The sequence below is a fragment of the Marinobacter similis genome (assembly GCF_000830985.1).
GTDB lineage: Bacteria > Pseudomonadota > Gammaproteobacteria > Pseudomonadales > Oleiphilaceae > Marinobacter > Marinobacter similis.
Map to the genome: position 1 here is coordinate 1 of NZ_CP007151.1, position 20141 is coordinate 20141.

Consider the following 20141-nt stretch of genomic DNA (forward strand, 5'->3'; position numbering starts at 1 on the left):
CCAAAACAGATGTGCTTGTCGAAGATGGAGGTGAGGTATGAGCTGTATTCGATCAATTGTCGCAGTCAGCTTCCTTGCCTCTATTGGTGTCTCAACGGCGGTGACAGCTCAGGAAATGATCGCCGACACGACCGCTCGAAAACAGCCGCTCACAACCTGGGGTGTTCAATTCGAGGAATTTGAGTACCGCTACAGCGACGATGACGAGGAGCTGGGCGTCTGGAATGCGGATGCCTTCTATGGCACTGACGATTTTAAAGTCCGGTTGCTCACAACCGGCGAATACGAGATAGAGGAGCAGGCCTACGAAACGCTGGAAAACCAGTTGGTCGGCCAGATCCCCATTTCCAAGTTCTTCGACGCCAAAGCGGGCGTGCGTTTCGATACTCCGGAAGGGCCGGACCGCACATACGCCGTTCTCGGTGTCGCCGGCCTGGCGCCCCAATGGTTTGAGATCGATGCAAACCTGTACGTCAGCAACGATGGTGATACGTCAGCCGAACTGGACGCTGAGTACGAATTGCTGTTCACCAACTACTGGATCCTGGCGGCAACTCTGGATGCCTCGGTAGCGTTCAGTGAGGATGAAGAGATTGGTGTCGGCAAGGGATTGGTTTCCACCGAAACCGGCCTCCGGCTCAGCTACGACCTGATAGACCGTGCGTTCTCGCCTTATGTGGGTGTGGTGCACGAGCGTAAGTATGGCGATAGTGCCGACCTGGCCGAGGCGAGCGGCGGCGGCACAGAAGATTGGTTTGCCGTAATCGGCGCTCGAATCGCATTCTGATGCTGAAGGGCCATGGGAAACCCATGGCCGTTTTTCGTCTATGATTTGATGTAACTCAAATCCACCGAAAGCCTGTGTCCATTTTCAGTCGCAGTTCAGGTTGAAGTGTTTTGATACAGGGAGAACTCATCTGAAAGAGAGGTCTCACCCCATGACCAAAGCACACAAAGCAACCAGTCAGGAGTCGTTCCTGTTGCGCCGGAAGTTGGCTGTAGAGGGGATGGGAGAAGATCAGTGGGAGGATCTCGTTCACGACCTTAACCACCATCCTGCGTAGATTTCGCCGAGCGTAAGCCGAATGGCAGATTGCAGGTGGCATATGACGGGACCCACTGGTCTGTCGATGAATTACTGGAACTGGTCAAAGCCTACGGTGGCCGATTGAAAACCGGATGGTGGACCCGGCGTAAACTGGCGTGGTACCGGTTTACCGACGACAACGTCCGGGCAAATGCCAAGCATGAGCCGTTCTGCTGTTCCAAGATTCCACCCATGAAAAAATAAGAGGAGATTGAATGAGCAGTCAGGAAGACCGAACCACTCACTACCAGGAAGGCAGTCTCACTCTGCCGGGGACGGTGATGCTGGGTACCGGCGTCATGATTGGCGCCGGTATTTTTGCACTGACCGGGCAAATGGCGCAGATGACCGGCGTTCTTTTCCCGCTGGCCTTTCTCGCGGCGGCTGTGATTGTGAGCTTCAGTGCGTATTCCTATATCAAGATTTCCAATGCCTACCCGTCGGCCGGGGGCATTGGCATGTACTTGCATAAGGCCTATGGAAACCGACTGCCAACGGCTTTCAACGCCCTGTTGATGTACTTTTCCATGGTGATCGCCCAGAGCTTCCTGGCCCGAACGTTTGGCTCTTACACCATGCAACTTTTCGGCGGGGATGACAGTGGCCGCATGGTGCCCATTCTCGGCGTGGCGCTCATTCTGGCGGCCTTTCTGATCAACCTGCTGGGCAATCGGATGATTCAAGGGGTGGCTTCCTTTATCGGGATCCTGAAAATCGGCGGCATACTGATTTTCGGTCTGGTCGGGGTCTGGATTGCCGACTCAATCTCGGTTGATTTTTCGGAGACTGGTGAAGCTGGAGCGCTGGGCAACTTCCTGGGCGCAACTGCATTAGGCATTCTGGCGTTCAAAGGCTTTACGACCATTACCAACAGTGGTTCGGAAGTCATCGACCCGAAGCGAAATGTCGGCCGTGCCATCGTTATCTCCATTGCCGCCTGTGTGGTGATCTACACGCTGGTGGGATTTGCGGTCGCCAGCAATCTATCTCTGGCTGAAATTATCGAAACGCAGGATTACTCTCTCGCCGCTGCTGCACGCCCCGCTCTCGGCGAATACGGCGTCTGGTTTACTGTTGCGATTGCCATGATGGCCACGGCGGGAGGAATTCTGGCCAGTGTATTTGCTGTGTCCCGTATGTTGGCCATGCTGACGGAGATGAAACTGGTTCCTCATCGGCATTTCGGGATGCCCGGCAGCATTCAGAAACACACACTGGTGTATACCGTTGTCCTGGGTCTGATTCTGACCGCCTTCTTCGACCTGTCGCGGATTGCTGCGTTGGGTATCGTGTTTTATCTGATTATGGACATTGCCATTCACTGGGGTGTGCTCCGTTATCTACGCAAAGACATCAGCGCCAACATATGGGCGCCTGCTACAGCCATTTTGCTGGATCTTTTGGCGCTGGGCGGATTTGTCTGGGTAAAGCTGAATACGGACCCGTTCGTCATTGGCGTGGCAGTCATGACCATGATCGTGATTGCAGTTTCCGAGCAGATTTTCCTGAAAAGATCGCCGGAATCGGCGCAAGGGAAACAGGAAGAGAGTCATGCGCATCATCACCATTAACCGGAATCAGGAAGAGAGGCTATTGCCATGATGGGAGATAACATGTTCGGGAATACCATGTGGGCTGGCCACTGGCTGTGGATGCTGGTGATTGCGATTGTCGTGGTCATCCCTGCCTGGCGTATTTGCCAGCGCACAGGGTATCCGGGCTGGCTGGGTATTTTGATACTGGTACCTGTCGCCAACCTGGTTTTGCTGTACTTCCTTGCATTTGCAGACTGGCCGGCAGATAAAACAGGAGATCGGAATGGCTGACCATCAACACGCCCGTCGCCACGATCATCACAATGATAAAGAACCTGGCGAGCACATCGCCAAGGATCCGGTCTGTGGCATGACAGTGGATCCGCATACTGCGGAACATCGCAGCCAGCACAGTGGCAAAACCTGGTATTTCTGCTCGTCCCGCTGTCAGTCGAAATTCGACGAGGACCCTGAACAGTATCTCGGTCAGAAAGCCAAGCAGCAAGAGCCGGTAGCGCCGGGCGCTATGTATACCTGTCCCATGCACCCCGAGATTCGGCAGCAAGGGCCAGGGGACTGCCCAATCTGCGGCATGGCCCTGGAGCCCGAGCAGGTGAGCCTGGAAGAAGGGCCCTCGGCAGAGCTTACGGACATGACCCGCCGATTCTGGATTGGCCTGGTTTTGACATTGCCGGTCCTTGTCCTGGAAATGGGGGGGCATCTCACGGGTCTTGATCGCATCGTGGCCCCACAAATGTCCAACTGGATTCAGTTGGTGCTGGCAACGCCTGTGGTGCTCTGGTGCGGTTGGCCCTTCTTCGTCCGGGGTTGGAAATCCGTGGTTAGCCGTAACTTGAACATGTTTACGCTCATTGCCATTGGTACCGGCGTCGCGCTGATCTACAGCCTGGTGGCGACCCTGGCGCCGCAGATCTTCCCAGGCGCCTTCCGGCAGGAAGACGGGTCGGTCGCCGTCTACTTCGAAGCAGCTGCGGTCATTGTAGTGCTGGTGCTGCTGGGGCAGGTGCTGGAACTGAGAGCACGAGAGAAAACCTCCGGTGCCATCAAGGCTTTGCTGGATCTGGCACCGGCGACTGCCAGAAAACTGGAGGACGATGGCAGCGAATCCGATGTGTCGCTTGATCAGGTCAAGGTGGGCGACCGCCTGCGGGTGCGCCCCGGTGACAAGGTGCCGCTGGACGGCGAGGTGCTTGAAGGCAGCTCCAACGTGGATGAGTCCATGGTGACCGGCGAGCCCCTGGCGGTCAGCAAGAAATCCGGCGACCAAGTGATCGGCGGCAGCATAAACCAGCAGGGCAGCTTCATCATGCGGGCCGACAAAGTTGGCCGCGATACCATGCTGTCCCAGATTGTCCAGATGGTAGCCAGCGCCCAGCGTAGCCGCGCACCGATCCAGGGGCTGGCTGACAAGGTAGCAGGCTGGTTTGTGCCGGCAGTTATTGTGATTGCTATTGTCGCCTTTATTGCTTGGTCCTTCTTTGGACCCGCACCGCCTATGGCGTTCGGGCTGATTGCAGCGGTCAGTGTTCTGATCATTGCCTGCCCTTGCGCACTTGGCTTGGCGACGCCCATGTCCATCATGGTGGGTGTCGGACGCGGTGCTCAAAGTGGCGTTCTGATTCGCGATGCGGAAGCCTTGGAGCGTATGGAGAAGGTGGACACCGTGGTGGTGGATAAAACCGGCACGCTGACAGAGGGCAAGCCGCAAGTCACCCAGCTTGTCGCGGCCAACGGGTTCGATGACAGTAGTCTCATGCGTTATGCAGGCGGCCTGGAGAAAGGCAGTGAGCACCCACTGGCTCACGCCATACTCGATAAAGCCAAGGGCATGGACCTGAAGCTTCCGGATGCGGAAGACTTTGACTCTCCGAATGGTAAAGGGGTTACCGGTCGAATAGACGGCAAGCGGGTGCTACTTGGTAACCGCCTTCTCATGGAGTCGGAAAATGTCGACACCACGCGATTTGACGGCGACGCCGACCAGCTCCGAAAAGATGGTGCTACCGTGATTTTTGCTGCTGTCGACGGAAACGTCGCAGGGTTGCTGGCGATTGCCGATCCGGTCAAGGAAACCACCGAAGCCGCTATTTCCGCGCTGCAAAAAGACGGCATCCGGGTGGTCATGCTGACCGGCGATAACCGCACTTCAGCTGAAGCAGTTGCCCGAAAACTGCATATCGATGAAGTGGAAGCGGAAGTCCTGCCGGAAGATAAGGGCAAGATCGTCCAGCGCCTGAAAGACGAAGGCCGTGTTGTCGTGATGGCGGGTGACGGCGTAAACGATGCGCCTGCACTGGCAACGGCGGATGTCGGTGTGGCCATGGGCACCGGCACCGATGTGGCCATTGAAAGCGCCGGCATTACCCTGCTGCGCGGCGATTTGATGGGTATTGTGGAAGCGCGCCGTTTGTCTCTGGCGACCATGCGCAATATCCGGCAGAACCTGTTTTTTGCATTTATATACAACTCTGCTGGCGTCCCTATTGCGGCAGGAGTTCTGTATCCGTTTTTCGGCATACTGCTTTCGCCGATTTTTGCAGCGGCCGCCATGTCGCTGTCCTCAGTCAGCGTGATAGTGAATGCGCTGCGTTTGAGGGTGGTGAAGCTCAATCAATAAACAATGAACTTCCGAATCATTGGAGATAGCCATGTCATACACGATCAATCGAATTATAAAAGATGCAGATTTCGAGGGCGTAGATCAAAGAGCGCGCCAAGCCCTTACCGACCACGGTTTCGGGATACTGACGGAAATTGATGTCAAAGCCACCATGAAGAAAAAGCTGGACAAGGACATGTCGGCTTATCGGATTCTCGGGGCCTGCAATCCTGGCATGGCCTTGGAAGCCATCGGTGTGGAGCCTCGCGTGGGTGCAATGCTGCCTTGCAACGTTATTCTTCGTGAGGTTTCGGAGGGCATTGAGGTAAGTGCAGTGGATCCGGTGGCTTCCATGTCCGCCATTGATAATGAAGACCTCAAGCAGGTGGCCGGGAAAGTCAGGGATATGCTTTCTGAAGTCGTTCAGGCGATCTGATTGTCTTAACACGAAGAGGAATCTGTTATCGACCCGAAGCCATAAAAACCTCCCGGCATATTTGAGCCGGGAGTTTCTTTATCTACTAGCCCAGATCCCCCAGAACCGGAAAGGTAGATAGCATCCACGAAGCAAAGCGGGTCATCTGGCCGGTTAACACCATCACGCCCATGATCACCAGCCCCAGCCCCGCCGCTGCCCTCAGTGGTCTGCTCCAACGACTGAACCCTCGCATCCGCTCGCGAAAGTGCTCGATGAACAGTGCGGTTCCAAGGAATGGCAGCGCCAGACCCAGCGAATACACCGCAAGATACAGCATGCCCGTTTCCGCGTTGGCATGGGTTGAGCTGAGTGCCAGTATGGCTCCGAGTATGGGGCCGATACACGGCGTCCAGCCGACGGCGAATGCCACCCCCAGCACGAAAGCGGCGGTCGGTCGCCCGCCCTCCAGCGTATGCCCTAGACGCCAGTCCCGTTGCAGCTGGCATGCTCCACCAGCTCAGCATGAACAGGCCCATGAGAATAATCAGTACGCCGGCCACCAGATTGGCTTCCTGACGGTAGGCCATCAGCCATTGCCCCAGAAGGCTTGCGCTTGCGCCCAGGGCAACAAACACCAGGCTGAAGCCGAGCACAAAACAGACACTCAGCCACAGGGCTTTGAGCCGATTCGAGGCCTCGGTTACGGCACCACCGGTAACCACGGACAAGTAGCCCGGAACCAGTGGCAGGGTGCAGGGTGAGAAGAAGGACACCAGGCCGCCGAGAAAAGCGGCAAGGGTGCCCCAGGTTGCAAGGTCTGGCATTCAGAATCTCCAGAATCCGTGGTATTCCTTGCCGTTGGCAGGGACTGGTCTCAGTAATCGCTGTGTTCGCGGAATACGCTTTGCTGGCCGTTGGCGCGGAAGGCGATAACCTGGTAGTCGTCCTTCCGCCCGGTTTCCATGCCGGGACTGCCCTGGACCATACCCGGAACTGTCAGTCCGACGGTATTGAACTGGGGGTTTTCCAGGTAAGCGAGGATATCGTCCGCCGGCACATGGCCCTCGATTACCAGGTCACCGATCAGCCCGGTGTGACAGGAGGCTAGCTCTCCGGGTACGCCATGGGTCTGCTTGATCGCACTGACGTCGTCGGTATCGATTACCCGGGTCTTGAAGCCGCTGGCCTCAAGGTGCTCAACCCACCCCTCGCAGCAGCCACAGCTTGGGCTTTTATAGATGGTAATGGCAGGCCCGGCTTGGCTGATCGAGGCCGGAGGGGGTGATGTTTCGGCGGATTCGTTGGCCTGGATTGCCAGCGTGGTGGCGCCGGCGGCGAGCGCAATGACAGCTACGCCAGTGTAAAGGGCAAGTTTTCTGGTCTTCATGGTGATCTCCTGACAGGCTTGCCCGCCTATGACTCTGTGAAGCCGGCCTAGCCTGTTAATATGAATGTAAATCCGGTTTTCCGGGCGTTGCGGCCCACGGTGATGAAGCTGTGAGAGGATCAGGAGAGGGTGTCAGGAGGGGGCGTCAGGACATCGGAAATCGGGCTGCGGTAAACCGCCCAGAAAGGTATGGCGCCAACGTGGGCAGCAGTTTGAATGGAAGGCACTGATGTTGCTGTGGCCATGCCATAAACCGAAGCTGAAGCGCAGTGAGAGGCCGCCCGGTGACAATTTTGTTGCTCGGAGGTATCGCAATCCACAGCCATTTTGGAATGATTTATGCCTGAGGTACTGGCCCTGGTCTGGGTCATTCCGTCCCAGTCGGCTGCGCTGATGCTCGTGTTCGCCGCATCGGTATTCGCTACCCCGGCAAGCCTCTGAGTCGGGCCGCCGATTAACAGCAGAATGCTTAACAATGCTGCAAGGAATTGGCGAGAAGGCATGTTGGTTTCCATGAGTTGAACGGCTATAGCGATCCTGATGTCAGTCGTATCCAATGTAAAACCTTTGATCAGGTCATACGTCAAGCTACGACAATGTTATTTTTGTCGGGCGATGAGGCATTTGATTGAGATCAATGTCCGAGCCGGACCGCTCTGGTCATTCAGTTTGAATTCAGGTGAATGTGGTTTGCTGGCAGAACGTCACCGACTCCCTCCTGGGTCCGAACAAGGACGTGTTTTTGCATCCAACATCATTAACCATGTGTAAGAGGTAATCTGGAATGGACATTAGAACATTTCGAGAGCTGATTGAGTGGACACGTGATCTTCATGCGAACCTGGCACGTTGCATGTCCCATTGCGCAACAAAGAATGAAGAGGAACGGGCAAGGGCGCTGTTGGACTACCTGGCAACCCATGAGTCCGAGATGGAGCGCATCGTAAACGAGTTTGAGCGCCAGGGAGATGCGAAGGCTCTGGAGACCCGAGTTATCGACTACCTCTCTCATAACCCGATCAAAACTCACCGAACCTGCGACGAGCCCTACGCAAAGCTGGATTTCGCTGGCATCTCCCGCGAGGTCTTTGACTTCCACGATCAGATTATTGATCTCTACAAGACACTGGTTGGAAAGGCCGAGATTCCAGAAGCAAAGGAACTGCTGGAATCACTGTTGACCATGGAGCAGAACGAATCCATGCGTCTCGCTCGCCAGGTAGGGCGCATGGACGACCTTTAAAGCAACCAAATAGATCGAGAGGCCAGGGTAAGCGGTAGTGATCACACCTGAAAGACGGGTGCGAACCCACCGCCTGGGGTACGAAAGTTAGTGGCCTGGCCTTGGTAAACCCGTGCGGCGGAAAGCAGAAGTTGCCCAGCATAGGTGTACAAACGGATATCGACCTTTCTGGTGGTGACCGTGCCATCCACTCTCAGGGTGCGTTCTCCGGCCGGAACGAAGTTCTGCGCAATGTAATCACCCTTCAGGATCTCTTCGAAAACGCGGCGGGTCAGCTTTTCGCCCCGGTAGACACCCTTGCTGCCATGGCCCGCCACCGGTTTGAAAAACAGTTTACGCCGGTTGCTCCACAACTCCGCCTCATCACTTGCTGAAACCAGCAAGGTCTTCGGTACGGCTCTGTCCAGATATCCTGCCTCGGTTTCACTAAGTCCCCAGTCGCGCAGGGTTTGGGCATCAGATAGCAGGGTCAGGTTCCGTTTGTCGGCCATAAGCGCATGGGCGCGGGGATTGGGCGTGACGACCGCCGCGCCGTCGAGGTAGGCGTGCCTCAGTGCCCCAAGAGCCGGGGCCTCCAAGGCAAAATCCACCAGGCGGTTGTACACCATGTCGATAGGCTTGCCGTGGGCGCTCAGGGCACCATCAACATACTCAAGCTCCGATGGGTCGAGGATCAAGGTCTCTATGCCTCTGGCCTGGAATAACTGCTGGGCCAGTTGGAATTCCGGGAACATAAACTGGGATTCTGGGGTATCGTCACAATGGCCAGGCAACCGGGCGTCGAGTCGCCACCTTGCCGTTGCCATTCCTGCTGGAACATGGCAAACACTGCGTCCTCGAACCCATCCAGTGCACGGTTGGTGCCAGCGGTCTGCTGGGACGGGTCACAGCATCGGTGTTGAGCCCGGGCCAATACCGTGTTCAGAAATGCGCCGCCGGCGTTGGTGTTGATTTCGATCAGCTGAGGCCCGTTCTCGCCCAGGTGAAAGTCGTAGCCCATGAAGGCCCCGATGGGGCCTGGATCAAAACCGGCGATGTCCGGCGCCCAGGACAGAGCTCTTTCCCGGTAGGACGGAAGCTCGGCAGCCGATTCGATCGCCTGAACGATCCGCTCCATCGTCGCGATGTCCGCCTGGGGTACAAAAACCGGTGTGTTTGAAAACAGGTGGTGGAGCTCGGGGACCGACGACGATTCGTTCCCGGCGTCTGAAAACTGCTTCTGGAGGCTGTCAGTGAGCGCTTTTCGGTCAAGAGTGATGCAGTAACACTGCCGGTTGAGCTGGTCGGCGTGGGTTTTGGTTGTTCGCTGGTTTTCCTGGGGCTCGTCTTGCATTGGTCGTCCATGGTCATTGTGAATCGTTCCACCTTGATTCTGGTCAAACGGATGCATGTTTCGCAACTGTTTTCAGGCCTGTTTCAGCTTGGTGTGATGGACTGCCAAGTAATGACCATGCCTGTTCGGGATCTTGCTTACCGGGCGAGGAAATCTTACTGAAACCCTCTGACCAAAAAGGGCACGCTATGAAACATTCGTTTCGCAAGCAGTGGATTGCTGGAATTACGGCCAGTGTCGCTATGAGTTTTTCGCTGATGGTGGCCGCAGACACGAACCGGGCATTTGTTCCCATGGGCACAGCGGATGCCGTCGGCGTTATTGATCTGGAAAACCGCAAGGTGACGTCGTCCATTGGCGGCACACTGAATACCCACGGTTCGGCACTGGCCCCGGATGGCCGGTATCTGGTGGTGGGTAGTTTGTCGGCGCATGATCGTCAGGAGCCGGTTAGTCGCCCCGAAGGCGTTTCAGAAGATGAACACGCCGCTCATCATGGGGGCGGGAAGTCTACTGAATTGGAAGCAGGGAGTACCGGGCTGCTCTATTTGGTGAACACGGCCACAAAGACGATTGACCGCAAACTGGAAGTGCCGGGGCCGGTGCACCATGTGCTGGTGACTTCCGACAGTCGCTATGCCGTTTCCACGCATCCTGCCAGTGGCAGCATCAGCGTTGTGGATCTGGATTCCGGTCAGTTGGTCAAAACTGTGGCGACGGGGCCGGCCCCCAACTATCTGGTGCAAACCGACGACGGCCAATCCCTTCTGGTCAGCAATACCGGTAATGGCACGGTCAGCGAAGTGGATACCGAGCACTGGTTCGTCGAGCGCAACCTGCGGGTTGGCGGCAACCCAGAGCATCTGGTGCTTGCCCCCGGCAACCAGCGGCTCTACGTGAATGATGCTGCATCCGGCCAGGTTCTTGTCATTGAGCTTGCCAAAGGCGCGGTGGCGGACCGGTACGAGGTTGGGGAGGCGCCCCATGGCGTTGGCTTGAGCGCAGATGGCCAGACCCTCTATGCCACCAGCCAGGGCGGCAACCAGGTGGTCCGGATTGAGCTAGCCAGCGGCGCCCGCCACACCAGGCCGCTGGCTCCTGCGCCCTATCATCTTGCGGTCTCTCCCTACGATGGCCAGCTACTGGTGACCAGTCGGGCAGAGAACAAGCTTTGGGTGCTCGACCCGGAATCCCTCGATGTGGTTGATGAGATCGCGCTGAGCGGCATAGGCCATCAGATATCCCTTGAAGCCCATTAGTACTCTGTTCTGACACTGTTTTTTTCGCAAAGGAACCGCTCATGGATCGACGCTTTAAAATTACCTTGCAATATTTGCCGTTATCGCACTGGTTTTACTCTGGGGAGAACACAAGGTTCATCTGCTTGGCGCCTTGCCCTGGCTGATACTGCTTGCTTGTCCGCTGATCCATATTTTTATGCACGGAGGGCACGGAGGGCATGGAGGGCATGGAGGACATAACCACCTGGCAGAGCAACCGGGAAAGAGTGGAGAGCAGCGTGATGACTGATAGTGCATCGGATTATGGCCTTTGGAGCCTAGTGGTGCTGAATTCGGCGATTTTCATATTCTTCGCCTTCAGTTTCTTCAAACCACAGACCCGCCGGGACTGGCGTTCGTTTGGTGCCTTCAGCGCGTTTCTGGTGGCACTGTTCACCGAGATGTACGGGTTCCCGCTGACGCTCTACTTCCTCTCCGGCTGGCTGCAGAGCCAGTATCCCGACGTTAACTGGTTGGCTCACGACAGTGGCCACTTGCTGGAAATGCTGTTTGGTTGGAAGGGGTCCCCACACTTTGGGCCGTTTCATCTCTTGAGCACAGTGTTTATTGGCCTCGGGTTTTATCTGATTGCGGCTGGCTGGCGTACCCTGTATGCCGCGCAAAAGGCAGGGCAGTTGGCCGCAACCGGCCTGTATGCCCACGTTCGCCACCCCCAGTATTCCGGCTTCGTGCTCATCATGTTCGGTTTTCTCCTGCAGTGGCCAACGCTGCTGACGCTGGCCATGTTCCCGGTGCTGGTGTGGATGTACTCGCGCCTGTCTATTCACGAGGAGCGTGAAACAGAAAAAGCGTTCGGCTCCGATTGGCGGGCCTATGCAGCCAGAACTCCCCGTTTTATTCCGCGATTGAGGAATTTGAGGCGCAAGGAAATCGAGGAACAAGAATGATGCATTTGGTAACTATCTCAGTAGGCGTTCTTGCGGTCGCGCTAATCAGCGGCTGCGGTAAACAGACGGTGGATGACCGCTGGTACACACAGGCCCAGGTCGAACGCGGCGCAGTGGTCTTCGACGACAACTGCGCAAGCTGCCATGGCGGCAATGCCCAAGGGGCTTTCAATTGGAAAAAGCCCCTGCGGGATGGCTCCTATCCGCCGCCACCGCTCAACGGAACGGGCCATGCCTGGCACCATTCGTTCGACACGCTGATGGGTACGATCAATCAAGGTGGCGCCCCGATGGGTGGGAAAATGCCGGCCTTCGCAGGCGAGCTCTCCAGGGACGATCAAAAAGCCGCTATCGCCTATTTCCAGAGCAAATGGGAAAAGCGGATCTATGAGGCATGGTCTGAAAGGAGTGGCTCTGATTTCTCTGGGTAATCAGACGATTAACTCAAGGAGGCAGTGTATGAAATGCTTATGGGTGGTGGCTTTTCTAAGTGTTTTTCCGGGCAGTGCACTGGGTGGTGCGCCCTCGGCGGAATCATTGATTGAGGGGATGGAGGCCACCCTGTGGTCGGACAGCAACCACGGCCGGTTCACCATGCGTATAGAAACCGAATACTGGACCCGGGAACTGGACCTGGAAGCCTGGATGGACCGGCCGGACAAAACCCTGATCCGCATCCACGCCCCCAGGAAGGAAGCCGGCATCGGCTCGCTACGGATAGGCGATGCCATGTGGAACTACCTGCCCAAGGTGGACCGCACCCTCAAAATCCCGCCCTCGATGATGCTGCAACCCTGGATGGGCTCGAACTTCAGCAACGACGACCTGGTCAAGGAAAGCTCGTTTGTTGATGACTACACCATGAAGTGACCGGCAGCGAAGAGCAGGGCGGGGCGACGACCTATCGCGTGGTTTCCACCCCCAGGCCCGACGCGCCGGTGGTCTGGAGCCGCCTGGAATTCCAGATCCGTGACGATCACATTCCGGTTGCCCTAACCTATTTCGGCGAACGGGACCGGGCGATCAAGACCATTACCTACAGCGACATAGACAGTCTAGGCGGCCGGCATATCCCGACCGTCTGGACCATGGTGGATGCGGACAACCCCAAGTCCCGCACGGTGATTGAGATTGACGCCATCGAGTTCGATCTTCCGCTTGACGACGACCTGTTCACCCTGCGCCGCTTGCGTAATCCACAGTGAGGCATGCTCATGACGCTTGTGAATGTCGAACACACCTCCCGCATCTACCGTCAGGACAGCGTTGCCGTGAAAGCTCTGGACGATGTGTCGGTGGCCATCGAGGCCGGGGAGTTCACCACGCTGGTGGGGCCGTCCGGTTCCGGCAAGACCACCCTGCTGAACCAGATCGGAGCGCTGGACGAGCCGTCCTCCGGCAAAATCCAGATAGATGGCCAGGAGATCACCGGCCTGAGCCGCAAGAAGCGAACCGTCCTGCGCCTGTGGAAGATCGGCTTTGTATTCCAGGAATACAACTTGATTGGCGTACTTTCGGCCCAGGAAAACGTGGAATACGTGCTGATGCTGCGGGGTGTGCCCTTTGGCGAGCGCCGCCGGCAGGCCCGGGCGATCCTCGCTGACGTGGGGCTGAAGGGCCTGGAAGCCCGCCTGCCCAATGAACTCTCTGGCGGCCAGCAGCAGCGGGTGGCGGTGGCCAGGGCCATTGTCAGCAAACCGGCCATCGTGCTGGCCGACGAGCCCACGGCCAATCTGGATTCCAAGACCGGCGCGGCGCTCTTGGACATGATGCGCCGGCTTAACGACGAGCAGGGCGTCACCTTCGTTTTTTCCACTCACGATCCCATGGTTATGGAGCGTGCCCGGCGGGTGGTCCATCTCAAGGACGGCCAGATCGAACGCGAGGAACGCCGCCCATGATGGCCTGGCCACGACTGGCCCTTGGTAACCTGCGGGCCAACCGGCGGCGCACGGGGATCACCCTGTTATCGCTGACCGTGGGCGTGGCGGGCCTGGTGTTTCTGTGGGCGTTCATCGACGGCATCAACGCCCAGATGATCAACAACATGACCGGCTATGTCACCGGTGATCTCAAGGTTCACAAGCGCGGCTTCCATGACGAACGGGAAATGAACATCGGCCTGCCGCAACAATGGAATCTGCCTCAGGCGGTGGCCGAAACCGAAGGGGTGACGGCCGCAGCGCCGCGCCTGAACGGCCACGCCCTGGCCAGCCTGGCCGACCAATCCCGGGCGATGCAGGTGATCGGCGTTGACCCCGCCCGGGAAAACGCGGTGACGCGGCTCGACCGCTCCCTAGTGGCAGGTCGCTACCTGCAATCTGGAAACGAAATCCTGCTCGGCACTGGCGCGGCCCAGGCTATGGAAGCTGAGGTGGGCGACGAACTGGCGCTGGTGGTGCAGGCCGCCGACGGATCCATCGGCGCAGATCCTTTCACCCTGGTGGGGGTGTTTGAAACCGGCGTCAAACGCATAGACGGCCAGGTTGCCCAGGTTCCCCTGCAAGCGGCTCAGGCCCTTTACGCGCTCTGGGACCGGGTCACTGAAGTGGCCGCCCGGGTGGACGACCCAGACCAGTTGCAAAGTGTGATAGACCGCCTGCAACCGCAATTACAGGCGCGACAGGTGGAGGTGCTGGGCTGGCCCGAGCTGATGCCGTCTTTGGTGCAGATGGTGGACTTTCACAATGCGGTAACCTACATCGTTATCCTGGTGGTGTTTGTGGTGGTGGCTGCCGGTATCGTCAACACGATTCTGATGTCGGTGATGGAGCGCGGGCGGGAGTTCGGCGTCATGATGGCGGTGGGCACCTCGGGTTCGCGCATTGTGCAGTTGGTGTTGTTGGAGACTGCGCTGCTGGCTCTGGTGGGGTATGCTCTCGGACTGGCCCTGGGGCTGGCGGTAACCGCCTACTTTGCCAGCCATGGCCTGGACTTCACCGCGTACATCAAGGCGATGGATACCATGCCCGGCCTGAGCGGCATCGTCTATCCCGCCACCAGCCCGGATCGGTGGGGGATCATCGGCGTGGTGGTCATCGTGGTGGCCCTGCTGGCGGCAATACTGCCGGCCTGGATTGCCAGCCGTCATACGCCCCTGGAGGCTATAAATGCCCACCGCAACGCCACCAACCGGTTGCGCCGCGTCCACAGCGAGGTGACGTCTAACCGGATGGTCGTGATCTTTGCCCAGATGGCCTTGCGCTCGGTCTTCCGCAACCCGCGCCGTTCGCTGATCACCGCCTCGGCCACGGCCTTCGGTCTGGCGGCCTATTTGTTTCTGTACGGTTTTGCCGATGGCTTTTTTGAGCAGATGATCCGCAATTCCACCCAGCAACTGAGTGGCCACGTTCAGGTGATGGCGAAGGGGCATGACGTGGATCTCTCGCCCCAACTGCGCATCGACGATGTAAGCGCACGGCTGACGACGCTGGCCGACCAGCCCGCCGTGCAGGCTGCGGCCCCGCGTATCCTGCTCAAAGGCATGGTGGCCAACCCCAAAACCAGCCAGCCCATGGAAGTGGTGGGCGTGGCACCGGATCAGGAGCAGCAGGTTACCGAACTGGCCCGCTACATGGTGGAAGGCCGGTATGTTCAGGCTGACGATGATGGCATCGTCATCGGCGGCAAGCTGGCGGATGAGCTGGACGCCCGTCTGAACGACAAACTGGTGGTGACCGTGCAACAGGCCGGCGGTGACCTGGCCTCCGGCGCCTACCCCATCCGTGGCATCTACCGCACCGGCAGTGACCTGTTCGACAGCGAGTACGTGTTCGTGAACATCTCCCAGGCCCGCCAACTGGCAGGGTTCGCCCCGGACCAGGCCTCGCGCATCGCCCTGCGGTTGCAGGACCGCACTCAGAGCACGCCGCTGGCCGAACGCCTCAATGGCGAACTGGCCGATACCCAACTGGTGGCCCAGGACTGGGAAACCCTGTTGCCGGTGGTGGTGCAGATGATCGAGATGACCCAGATCGACTTTTACCTGATTCTGTCCGTGGTGTTCGTGGTAGTGGCCATCGGGGTGATGAACACCATGGTGATGTCGGTGATGGAACGCACCCGGGAACTGGGGGTCATGCTTGCCCTGGGCACCCGCGGCAGCCAGTTGGTGCTGACCATCCTGTTCGAGGCGCTGTTCCTGGCGTTGCTGGGCATGGTGGCGGGCACAATGCTGGGCGGGCTGCTCGTCGCCTGGCTGAACCGCAGCGGCATCGACCTGTCTGCCATCGCTGGCTCCTTCGAGACCATTCCCGGCATCACCGACAAGGTGTACCCGGTGCTCATCATCGATCATGTCTGGTTGCCCAGCCTGCTGCTGTTCGCCTGCTCGGTGCTGGTGGCGCTGTACCCGGCGCGACGGGCGGCCCGGCTGGACCCGGTGGAGGCCATTCGCCATGGTTAGGCGGTTTCGCCACATTCTGGGGCTGCTGGCGGCCCTTTCAGCGTCCGGGGTTCAGGCGGATTTCAGTCATTCTGGCTCCCTCAAGAATCAGACAGTGGGTTCACGCTCGCTGGTGGACGGTGACCCTTACCTGTCCAATCTGACCCGGCTGCGCCTGGAGCCACGCTACCGCCAGGGCAATTGGACTCTGGAGGCGGCCTACGATCTGGAGCTGCTCACAGGCAGCTTCCTGGATTCACCGGAATTCGCAATGCTCAAGACTGCGCCGGACCCGCGCTACTGGACGCTGCAAGACGAACTCCACGATTCCGGTGATCTGGTCGCCCGCCACCAACTCTACCGGGGTACCGTGCAATGGCGCTCGCCGATAGGCGACTTCCGGCTGGGGCGTCAACAGGTCAACTGGTCCACAGCCCTGATCTGGAACCCCATGGACATCCTCAATCCTGTCAGCCCTCTTCAGTTGGAGCCCGATGAACGGATTGGCGTAGACGCCCTGTTATGGGACAGATCCTGGGGCGCAACCGGCCGAATCAGTGCCGTTCATGCACCGCAGGATAGTAGCGAGAATGCCAGCACGGCGGCGCGGGCCAAGCGTTTTTTCGCCGGCGTTGATGCAGGAGTGATGGTGGGTGAGTTCGCCGAGGTCACCAAAGCGGGTTTCAGCGGCAGTGGCTCAGTGGCTGGCACCGGTTGGCGTTCTGAACTCGTCTGGAGCGAGCCGGATGCCGGGGATAGCTACTGGCAAGGAGTTGCGGATTTGAATTGGGCATTTCGCAACGGACTCAACCTGGCCGTTGAATATTTCTATAACGGTAAGCCGGTATCGCCGGGAACGACAGGCCTGGCCAATCTTGTGTCCGCACGGCCCCTGTATGCCGGGCGTCATTATGCCGGACTACTGGTATTGCAGGATATCAACCCGTTCTGGCAGTACCGAGTGGTGGCCATCCGCAATGCCGACGACGCCAGTTGGGTACTTTACCCGAGATCCACTTGGATACTGCCGCTGAGCCAGGAGATCTATTTCGCTGCCGGAGCCCAATGGTTCGGAGGTGACCAGGACAGCGAGTACGGGAGGCTGGAGCCGCTTGGCTGATGGAGATTCAATGGTTTTTCTGAAAGTCAGACACCGGCGGCGGGCCGCCATTGCGCTCGCCTTGATGATCTGGGGTGTCAGCTTTTTTCTGCACTTTTTCTGGGAAATGGTGCAGGTTCCCTTCTTTACCGATATGACTGAGGCCCGTCATTGGGATGTGGTGTGGTTGTGTACCCGTGCCACTTTCGGAGATGCCAATATAGCCATAGGCGCATATGCAGTTTCGGCATGGATATCAAGGGACTGGTTTTGGGGCGTGGGCGGCTGGAGACGGACCAGCCTGTCCGTTTACCTTGCTGTCGGTCTGATTGTAACGATCCTTTTTGAGTACTGGGCAACAGGGGACGGAGAAAAATGGAATTATAGCGAGTTAATGCCGGTAGTCACATGGACAGGCACAGGGGTACTTCCTCTTGCACAATGGGTTTTCTTGCCACTGATAACGGTCCTGGTTGTCAAATGGATGTTTCTTGGATGGTTGACTCTGAGAGCCAAATGAAGAAGCGCCGTGGAAGTGAAATAAAGTATCTTCTGGATGTCAAAAATTGAATAAATAGTCGACTGTCGTTCTAAGAGACAGTCGACTACTGATTTTGCACTGACATTCTGGAATTATTTAAGTATGATTGTGATGTTCATTTCTGCCTGATCTTATTTCTTGTTGATTGATATTGGACCCCTTCATATCTTTTTGAGATTGCATGTCTTTCATACAGGTCATCATTCTGGTTTTCGTGTCGACTGTTTTGTTCGGGTAAGTGCGCGCTTCATTAATCCGATCGGCCAATCCTGAATTGGCAGTGGCCATGGTAGAAAATAAAGTGGCAGCTGCGGCAGCAATAATGATTTTTTTCATGATGCTCTCCTTAATAACCTTAAACTGTTCAAGAAATTCAGTTCAGTTTCAGTTTTCTGTGATTTACTTGAGCGTGATCAGGACGTCGACTGCTCGAAGCCCGAGCCAGCCGACGCTTGCGTCTCCACGAGTTGACTTTGCCGCAGGAATTACCCTGCGGTATTTTTTTGCCTTTGTTTCAGAGCGTTGTGATAAGCCCGGCCTTCTTCCGTCATCATTTGCACGCGAGCCTCAAAGCCCCCTTCGGACATCGCATTACGTGTCATGTCTCTGTGCAAGCGCTGCATCTCTTCATTCTTAAGTATTTCTTCAATGGATGATTTGTCCATCATTTGGCTGTGCATGGCCTCATGTCCTTATTGTCTGACATGTTGCCGGCGAGTACGGACGTTGAAACAGTAACTGCTGCTGCAAATATAAGTAAATTTTTCATTTTTACACCTCCTAGTTGGTTGGTGATTTAATTAAAACATCGGTTTCTGAATTGATCCTGAAAGAAACAAAATAATTTAAAATAAAGGAAATTTTTTCAATAATAATAGTATCTTGATATAAATCAAATTGTGCATTTTCGTTCTGCAATTCAGTTTGGTTTCAGATAAGCGCTATAAGATTGCGATTCAGAAACATTTCAATGGAGATATAACGTTGTCCATTCTTCCTCACCTTATAAAGCCGGCCTTTCTCGGTGCTCTGGTTTTGACCAGTTTGCCCGCTTGGACGGCACCCAGACTTGAGTTAACCGGCGCGATTGATGCGGCCATCGAGAACGATCCCTGGCTGCGTCAGAGTGTGCAGATGCAGGATGCGCTGTTGGAAGAAGCTGTTGCCGACGGGGCACTCCCGGACCCCCGGATGACGATTGGTGCCGCGAATTTGCCCACGGATACTTTTGATACCGGACAGGAGCCAATGACTCAGGCCACCATTGGATTTACCCAGCGAATTCCGCGAGGTAATAGCCGTCAGTTGGCCAGCGCAAAAAAACAGGAAATGGCAGGCGTTCAGCCTTTTCGACGCGAGAACCGCCGGGCGCAGGTCATGGAATCGGTAACCCATCTCTGGCTTGAGGTCTGGCGATCCCAGCAAAGCATCGGACTGATTGAAGATAACCGCACTCTGTTTCAACAGTTAGAGGATGTTGCAGAGGCTGGGTATGCCTCAGCAAGCATGGGTTCCAGGCAGCAGGATGTTATCCGTGCCTCGCTAGAATTGACTCGACTTGAGGACCGGCTGACGGTACTGCATTTGCAACAGGCATCGAACCGCGAGGCGCTGGCAGAGTGGATAGGCCCGGACCAAGCCAAGCTGGCTGTCAGTAAAGATGTACCCAACGAGTTGCTGAGAGTGTTTCCTCTGGGCTGGGCTGAAACATCCGCAGAGGCACTGATCCGTCATCCGTCAATCCGCGCGACTGATCAGTTGATTGATGCCCAGAGTGTTGACGTTGACCTGGCTCGCCAGGCCTACAAGCCGGAATGGTCAGTATCTGCACAATATGGATACAGGGAGCGGGCACCAAACGGTCAGGACAGGGCCGACCTGTTTTCTGTAGGCATTGGCTTTGATCTCCCGATCTTTACAGGCAACCGGCAGGATCGAAAACTGAATGCATCAGTGGCGCGACTGGAGGCGGCAAAAACAGAACGTATTTTGCAGATCCGGGGACTTCAGGCCAAAGCCCGTGCGGCCGTGGCCCGGATCGAACGACTGGATGACCGCATAGAGCTCTATGAACAGACCCTGCTGCCGCAAATGGAGGCGCAGGCAAGCGCAGCATTGACTGCTTACAACAACGATGACGGCGACTTCGCCGAAGCGGTACGAGCGCGAATTGCAGAGCTTAATACCCAGGTTGAATTGATACAGATGATGGCCGAGCGGGCCAAGAATCTGGCGAGTTTCCGTTATCTGACGTCCGACACTTCCGACATACCTTCCTTTTCACTGAATCGTTACCAGGACTGACC

20 protein-coding genes and 3 pseudogenes are annotated in these 20141 nt (G+C 56.9%); 17 read left to right on the forward strand and 6 right to left on the reverse strand.

The genetic code is table 11. The annotated features are described in order from the left end of the window. Positions 1–37: 37 nt before the first annotated feature. From AU14_RS00005 to AU14_RS00030, 6 genes and pseudogenes are all read left to right on the forward strand, one after another. Entirely contained in the window at positions 38–787 is a 750-nt protein-coding gene (locus AU14_RS00005) for a copper resistance protein B (RefSeq protein ID WP_041338066.1), read from the forward strand. Positions 788–938: 151 nt separating this feature from the next. Continuing rightward, positions 939–1291 (forward strand): annotated as a pseudogene (locus AU14_RS23055) (hypothetical protein). 11 nt (positions 1292–1302) lie between these two features. Further along, the gene (locus AU14_RS00015; RefSeq protein ID WP_094191105.1) at positions 1303–2658 is read left to right on the forward strand and encodes an APC family permease; all 1356 of its coding nucleotides are present in this window, start codon (positions 1303–1305) and stop codon (positions 2656–2658) included. A 27-nt stretch (positions 2659–2685) separates the two neighbouring features. Beyond that, positions 2686–2913, forward strand: a complete 228-nt coding sequence (locus AU14_RS00020; protein WP_041338068.1) for a DUF805 domain-containing protein — start codon at positions 2686–2688, stop codon at positions 2911–2913. Then, positions 2906–5260 carry a heavy metal translocating P-type ATPase gene (locus AU14_RS00025; RefSeq protein WP_041338070.1) on the forward strand — a complete coding sequence of 785 codons (2355 nt, stop codon included), beginning with the start codon at positions 2906–2908 and terminating at the stop codon, positions 5258–5260. Before AU14_RS00020 ends, AU14_RS00025 begins: the two co-directional genes overlap by 8 nt. 31 nt (positions 5261–5291) lie before the next feature. Next, positions 5292–5678, forward strand: coding sequence for a DUF302 domain-containing protein (locus AU14_RS00030; RefSeq protein ID WP_041338072.1), 387 nt, complete (start codon positions 5292–5294; stop codon positions 5676–5678). Between the two features lie 85 nt (positions 5679–5763). On the opposite strand, the pseudogene AU14_RS00035 reads toward AU14_RS00030, so the two are convergent. Further along, a pseudogene (locus AU14_RS00035) lies at positions 5764–6484 on the reverse strand (cytochrome c biogenesis CcdA family protein). Between the two features lie 50 nt (positions 6485–6534). Further along, positions 6535–7047 carry a DUF411 domain-containing protein gene (locus AU14_RS00040; RefSeq protein ID WP_041338074.1) on the reverse strand — a complete coding sequence of 171 codons (513 nt, stop codon included), beginning with the start codon at positions 7045–7047 and terminating at the stop codon, positions 6535–6537. Positions 7048–7831: 784 nt separating this feature from the next. On the opposite strand from AU14_RS00040, the gene AU14_RS00045 reads away from it, so the two are divergent. Next, entirely contained in the window at positions 7832–8290 is a 459-nt protein-coding gene (locus AU14_RS00045) for a hypothetical protein (protein ID WP_041338076.1), read from the forward strand. A 41-nt stretch (positions 8291–8331) separates the two neighbouring features. Here AU14_RS00045 and AU14_RS19970 read toward each other — a convergent pair whose 3' ends face one another. Both AU14_RS19970 and AU14_RS19975 read right to left on the reverse strand, forming a co-directional pair. Next, positions 8332–9024, reverse strand: a complete 693-nt coding sequence (locus AU14_RS19970) for an ATP-grasp domain-containing protein (RefSeq protein WP_236744218.1) — start codon at positions 9022–9024, stop codon at positions 8332–8334. Next, complete coding sequence (locus AU14_RS19975; protein WP_236744219.1) at positions 8973–9623, reverse strand: hypothetical protein; 651 nt, start codon at positions 9621–9623, stop codon at positions 8973–8975. Before AU14_RS19975 ends, AU14_RS19970 begins: the two co-directional genes overlap by 52 nt. A gap of 188 nt (positions 9624–9811) precedes the next feature. Here AU14_RS19975 and AU14_RS00055 point away from each other — a divergent pair, with 188 nt between their 5' ends. From AU14_RS00055 to AU14_RS00090, 9 genes and pseudogenes are all read left to right on the forward strand, one after another. Beyond that, complete coding sequence (locus AU14_RS00055) at positions 9812–10882, forward strand: YncE family protein (protein WP_041338078.1); 1071 nt, start codon at positions 9812–9814, stop codon at positions 10880–10882. A gap of 121 nt (positions 10883–11003) precedes the next feature. Then, positions 11004–11153 (forward strand): DUF2933 domain-containing protein, encoded by a 150-nt coding sequence (locus tag AU14_RS18835; protein ID WP_407942865.1) that lies wholly within the window; start codon positions 11004–11006, stop codon positions 11151–11153. Beyond that, on the forward strand, positions 11146–11811 hold the full coding sequence (locus AU14_RS00060; RefSeq protein WP_041343375.1) for an isoprenylcysteine carboxylmethyltransferase family protein: 666 nt from the start codon (positions 11146–11148) through the stop codon (positions 11809–11811). Before AU14_RS18835 ends, AU14_RS00060 begins: the two co-directional genes overlap by 8 nt. Then, positions 11808–12242 carry a c-type cytochrome gene (locus AU14_RS00065; RefSeq protein WP_236744220.1) on the forward strand — a complete coding sequence of 145 codons (435 nt, stop codon included), beginning with the start codon at positions 11808–11810 and terminating at the stop codon, positions 12240–12242. The genes AU14_RS00060 and AU14_RS00065 overlap by 4 nt, the downstream gene beginning before the upstream one ends. Positions 12243–12456: 214 nt before the next feature. Then, positions 12457–13016 (forward strand): annotated as a pseudogene (locus AU14_RS19980) (outer membrane lipoprotein-sorting protein). A gap of 9 nt (positions 13017–13025) precedes the next feature. After that, positions 13026–13712 carry an ABC transporter ATP-binding protein gene (locus AU14_RS00075; protein ID WP_041338080.1) on the forward strand — a complete coding sequence of 229 codons (687 nt, stop codon included), beginning with the start codon at positions 13026–13028 and terminating at the stop codon, positions 13710–13712. Next, positions 13709–16216 (forward strand): FtsX-like permease family protein, encoded by a 2508-nt coding sequence (locus tag AU14_RS00080; RefSeq protein ID WP_041338082.1) that lies wholly within the window; start codon positions 13709–13711, stop codon positions 16214–16216. Before AU14_RS00075 ends, AU14_RS00080 begins: the two co-directional genes overlap by 4 nt. Then, positions 16209–17315 (forward strand): hypothetical protein, encoded by a 1107-nt coding sequence (locus tag AU14_RS18460; RefSeq protein ID WP_052471894.1) that lies wholly within the window; start codon positions 16209–16211, stop codon positions 17313–17315. Before AU14_RS00080 ends, AU14_RS18460 begins: the two co-directional genes overlap by 8 nt. Positions 17316–17325: 10 nt before the next feature. After that, positions 17326–17814, forward strand: coding sequence for a hypothetical protein (locus tag AU14_RS00090; RefSeq protein WP_052471895.1), 489 nt, complete (start codon positions 17326–17328; stop codon positions 17812–17814). Positions 17815–17931: 117 nt separating this feature from the next. Here AU14_RS00090 and AU14_RS19465 read toward each other — a convergent pair whose 3' ends face one another. Both AU14_RS19465 and AU14_RS00100 read right to left on the reverse strand, forming a co-directional pair. Next, the gene (locus tag AU14_RS19465; protein WP_041338084.1) at positions 17932–18171 is read right to left on the reverse strand and encodes a hypothetical protein; all 240 of its coding nucleotides are present in this window, start codon (positions 18169–18171) and stop codon (positions 17932–17934) included. A gap of 149 nt (positions 18172–18320) precedes the next feature. Then, positions 18321–18515: a hypothetical protein gene (locus AU14_RS00100; protein WP_236744221.1), complete on the reverse strand. Its 195-nt coding sequence runs from the start codon at positions 18513–18515 to the stop codon at positions 18321–18323. A 355-nt stretch (positions 18516–18870) separates the two neighbouring features. Here AU14_RS00100 and AU14_RS00105 point away from each other — a divergent pair, with 355 nt between their 5' ends. Continuing rightward, on the forward strand, positions 18871–20139 hold the full coding sequence (locus AU14_RS00105) for a TolC family protein (protein WP_236744222.1): 1269 nt from the start codon (positions 18871–18873) through the stop codon (positions 20137–20139). The last annotated feature ends 2 nt before the right edge of the window (positions 20140–20141 follow it).

Bases quoted from the DNA above. Each gene is read 5' to 3' on its own strand.
- AU14_RS00005 (WP_041338066.1), top strand. From the start codon at position 38: ATGAGCTGTATTCGATCAATTGTCGCAGTCAGCTTCCTTGCCTCTATT.
- AU14_RS00015 (WP_094191105.1), top strand. From the start codon at position 1,303: ATGAGCAGTCAGGAAGACCGAACCACTCACTACCAGGAAGGCAGTCTC.
- AU14_RS00020 (WP_041338068.1), top strand. From the start codon at position 2,686: ATGATGGGAGATAACATGTTCGGGAATACCATGTGGGCTGGCCACTGG.
- AU14_RS00025 (WP_041338070.1), top strand. From the start codon at position 2,906: ATGGCTGACCATCAACACGCCCGTCGCCACGATCATCACAATGATAAA.
- AU14_RS00030 (WP_041338072.1), top strand. From the start codon at position 5,292: ATGTCATACACGATCAATCGAATTATAAAAGATGCAGATTTCGAGGGC.
- AU14_RS00040 (WP_041338074.1), bottom strand. From the start codon at position 7,047: ATGAAGACCAGAAAACTTGCCCTTTACACTGGCGTAGCTGTCATTGCG.
- AU14_RS00045 (WP_041338076.1), top strand. From the start codon at position 7,832: ATGGACATTAGAACATTTCGAGAGCTGATTGAGTGGACACGTGATCTT.
- AU14_RS19970 (WP_236744218.1), bottom strand. From the start codon at position 9,024: ATGTTCCCGGAATTCCAACTGGCCCAGCAGTTATTCCAGGCCAGAGGC.
- AU14_RS19975 (WP_236744219.1), bottom strand. From the start codon at position 9,623: ATGCAAGACGAGCCCCAGGAAAACCAGCGAACAACCAAAACCCACGCC.
- AU14_RS00055 (WP_041338078.1), top strand. From the start codon at position 9,812: ATGAAACATTCGTTTCGCAAGCAGTGGATTGCTGGAATTACGGCCAGT.
- AU14_RS00060 (WP_041343375.1), top strand. From the start codon at position 11,146: ATGACTGATAGTGCATCGGATTATGGCCTTTGGAGCCTAGTGGTGCTG.
- AU14_RS00065 (WP_236744220.1), top strand. From the start codon at position 11,808: ATGATGCATTTGGTAACTATCTCAGTAGGCGTTCTTGCGGTCGCGCTA.
- AU14_RS00075 (WP_041338080.1), top strand. From the start codon at position 13,026: ATGACGCTTGTGAATGTCGAACACACCTCCCGCATCTACCGTCAGGAC.
- AU14_RS00080 (WP_041338082.1), top strand. From the start codon at position 13,709: ATGATGGCCTGGCCACGACTGGCCCTTGGTAACCTGCGGGCCAACCGG.
- AU14_RS18460 (WP_052471894.1), top strand. From the start codon at position 16,209: ATGGTTAGGCGGTTTCGCCACATTCTGGGGCTGCTGGCGGCCCTTTCA.
- AU14_RS00090 (WP_052471895.1), top strand. From the start codon at position 17,326: ATGGTTTTTCTGAAAGTCAGACACCGGCGGCGGGCCGCCATTGCGCTC.
- AU14_RS19465 (WP_041338084.1), bottom strand. From the start codon at position 18,171: ATGAAAAAAATCATTATTGCTGCCGCAGCTGCCACTTTATTTTCTACC.
- AU14_RS00100 (WP_236744221.1), bottom strand. From the start codon at position 18,515: ATGCACAGCCAAATGATGGACAAATCATCCATTGAAGAAATACTTAAG.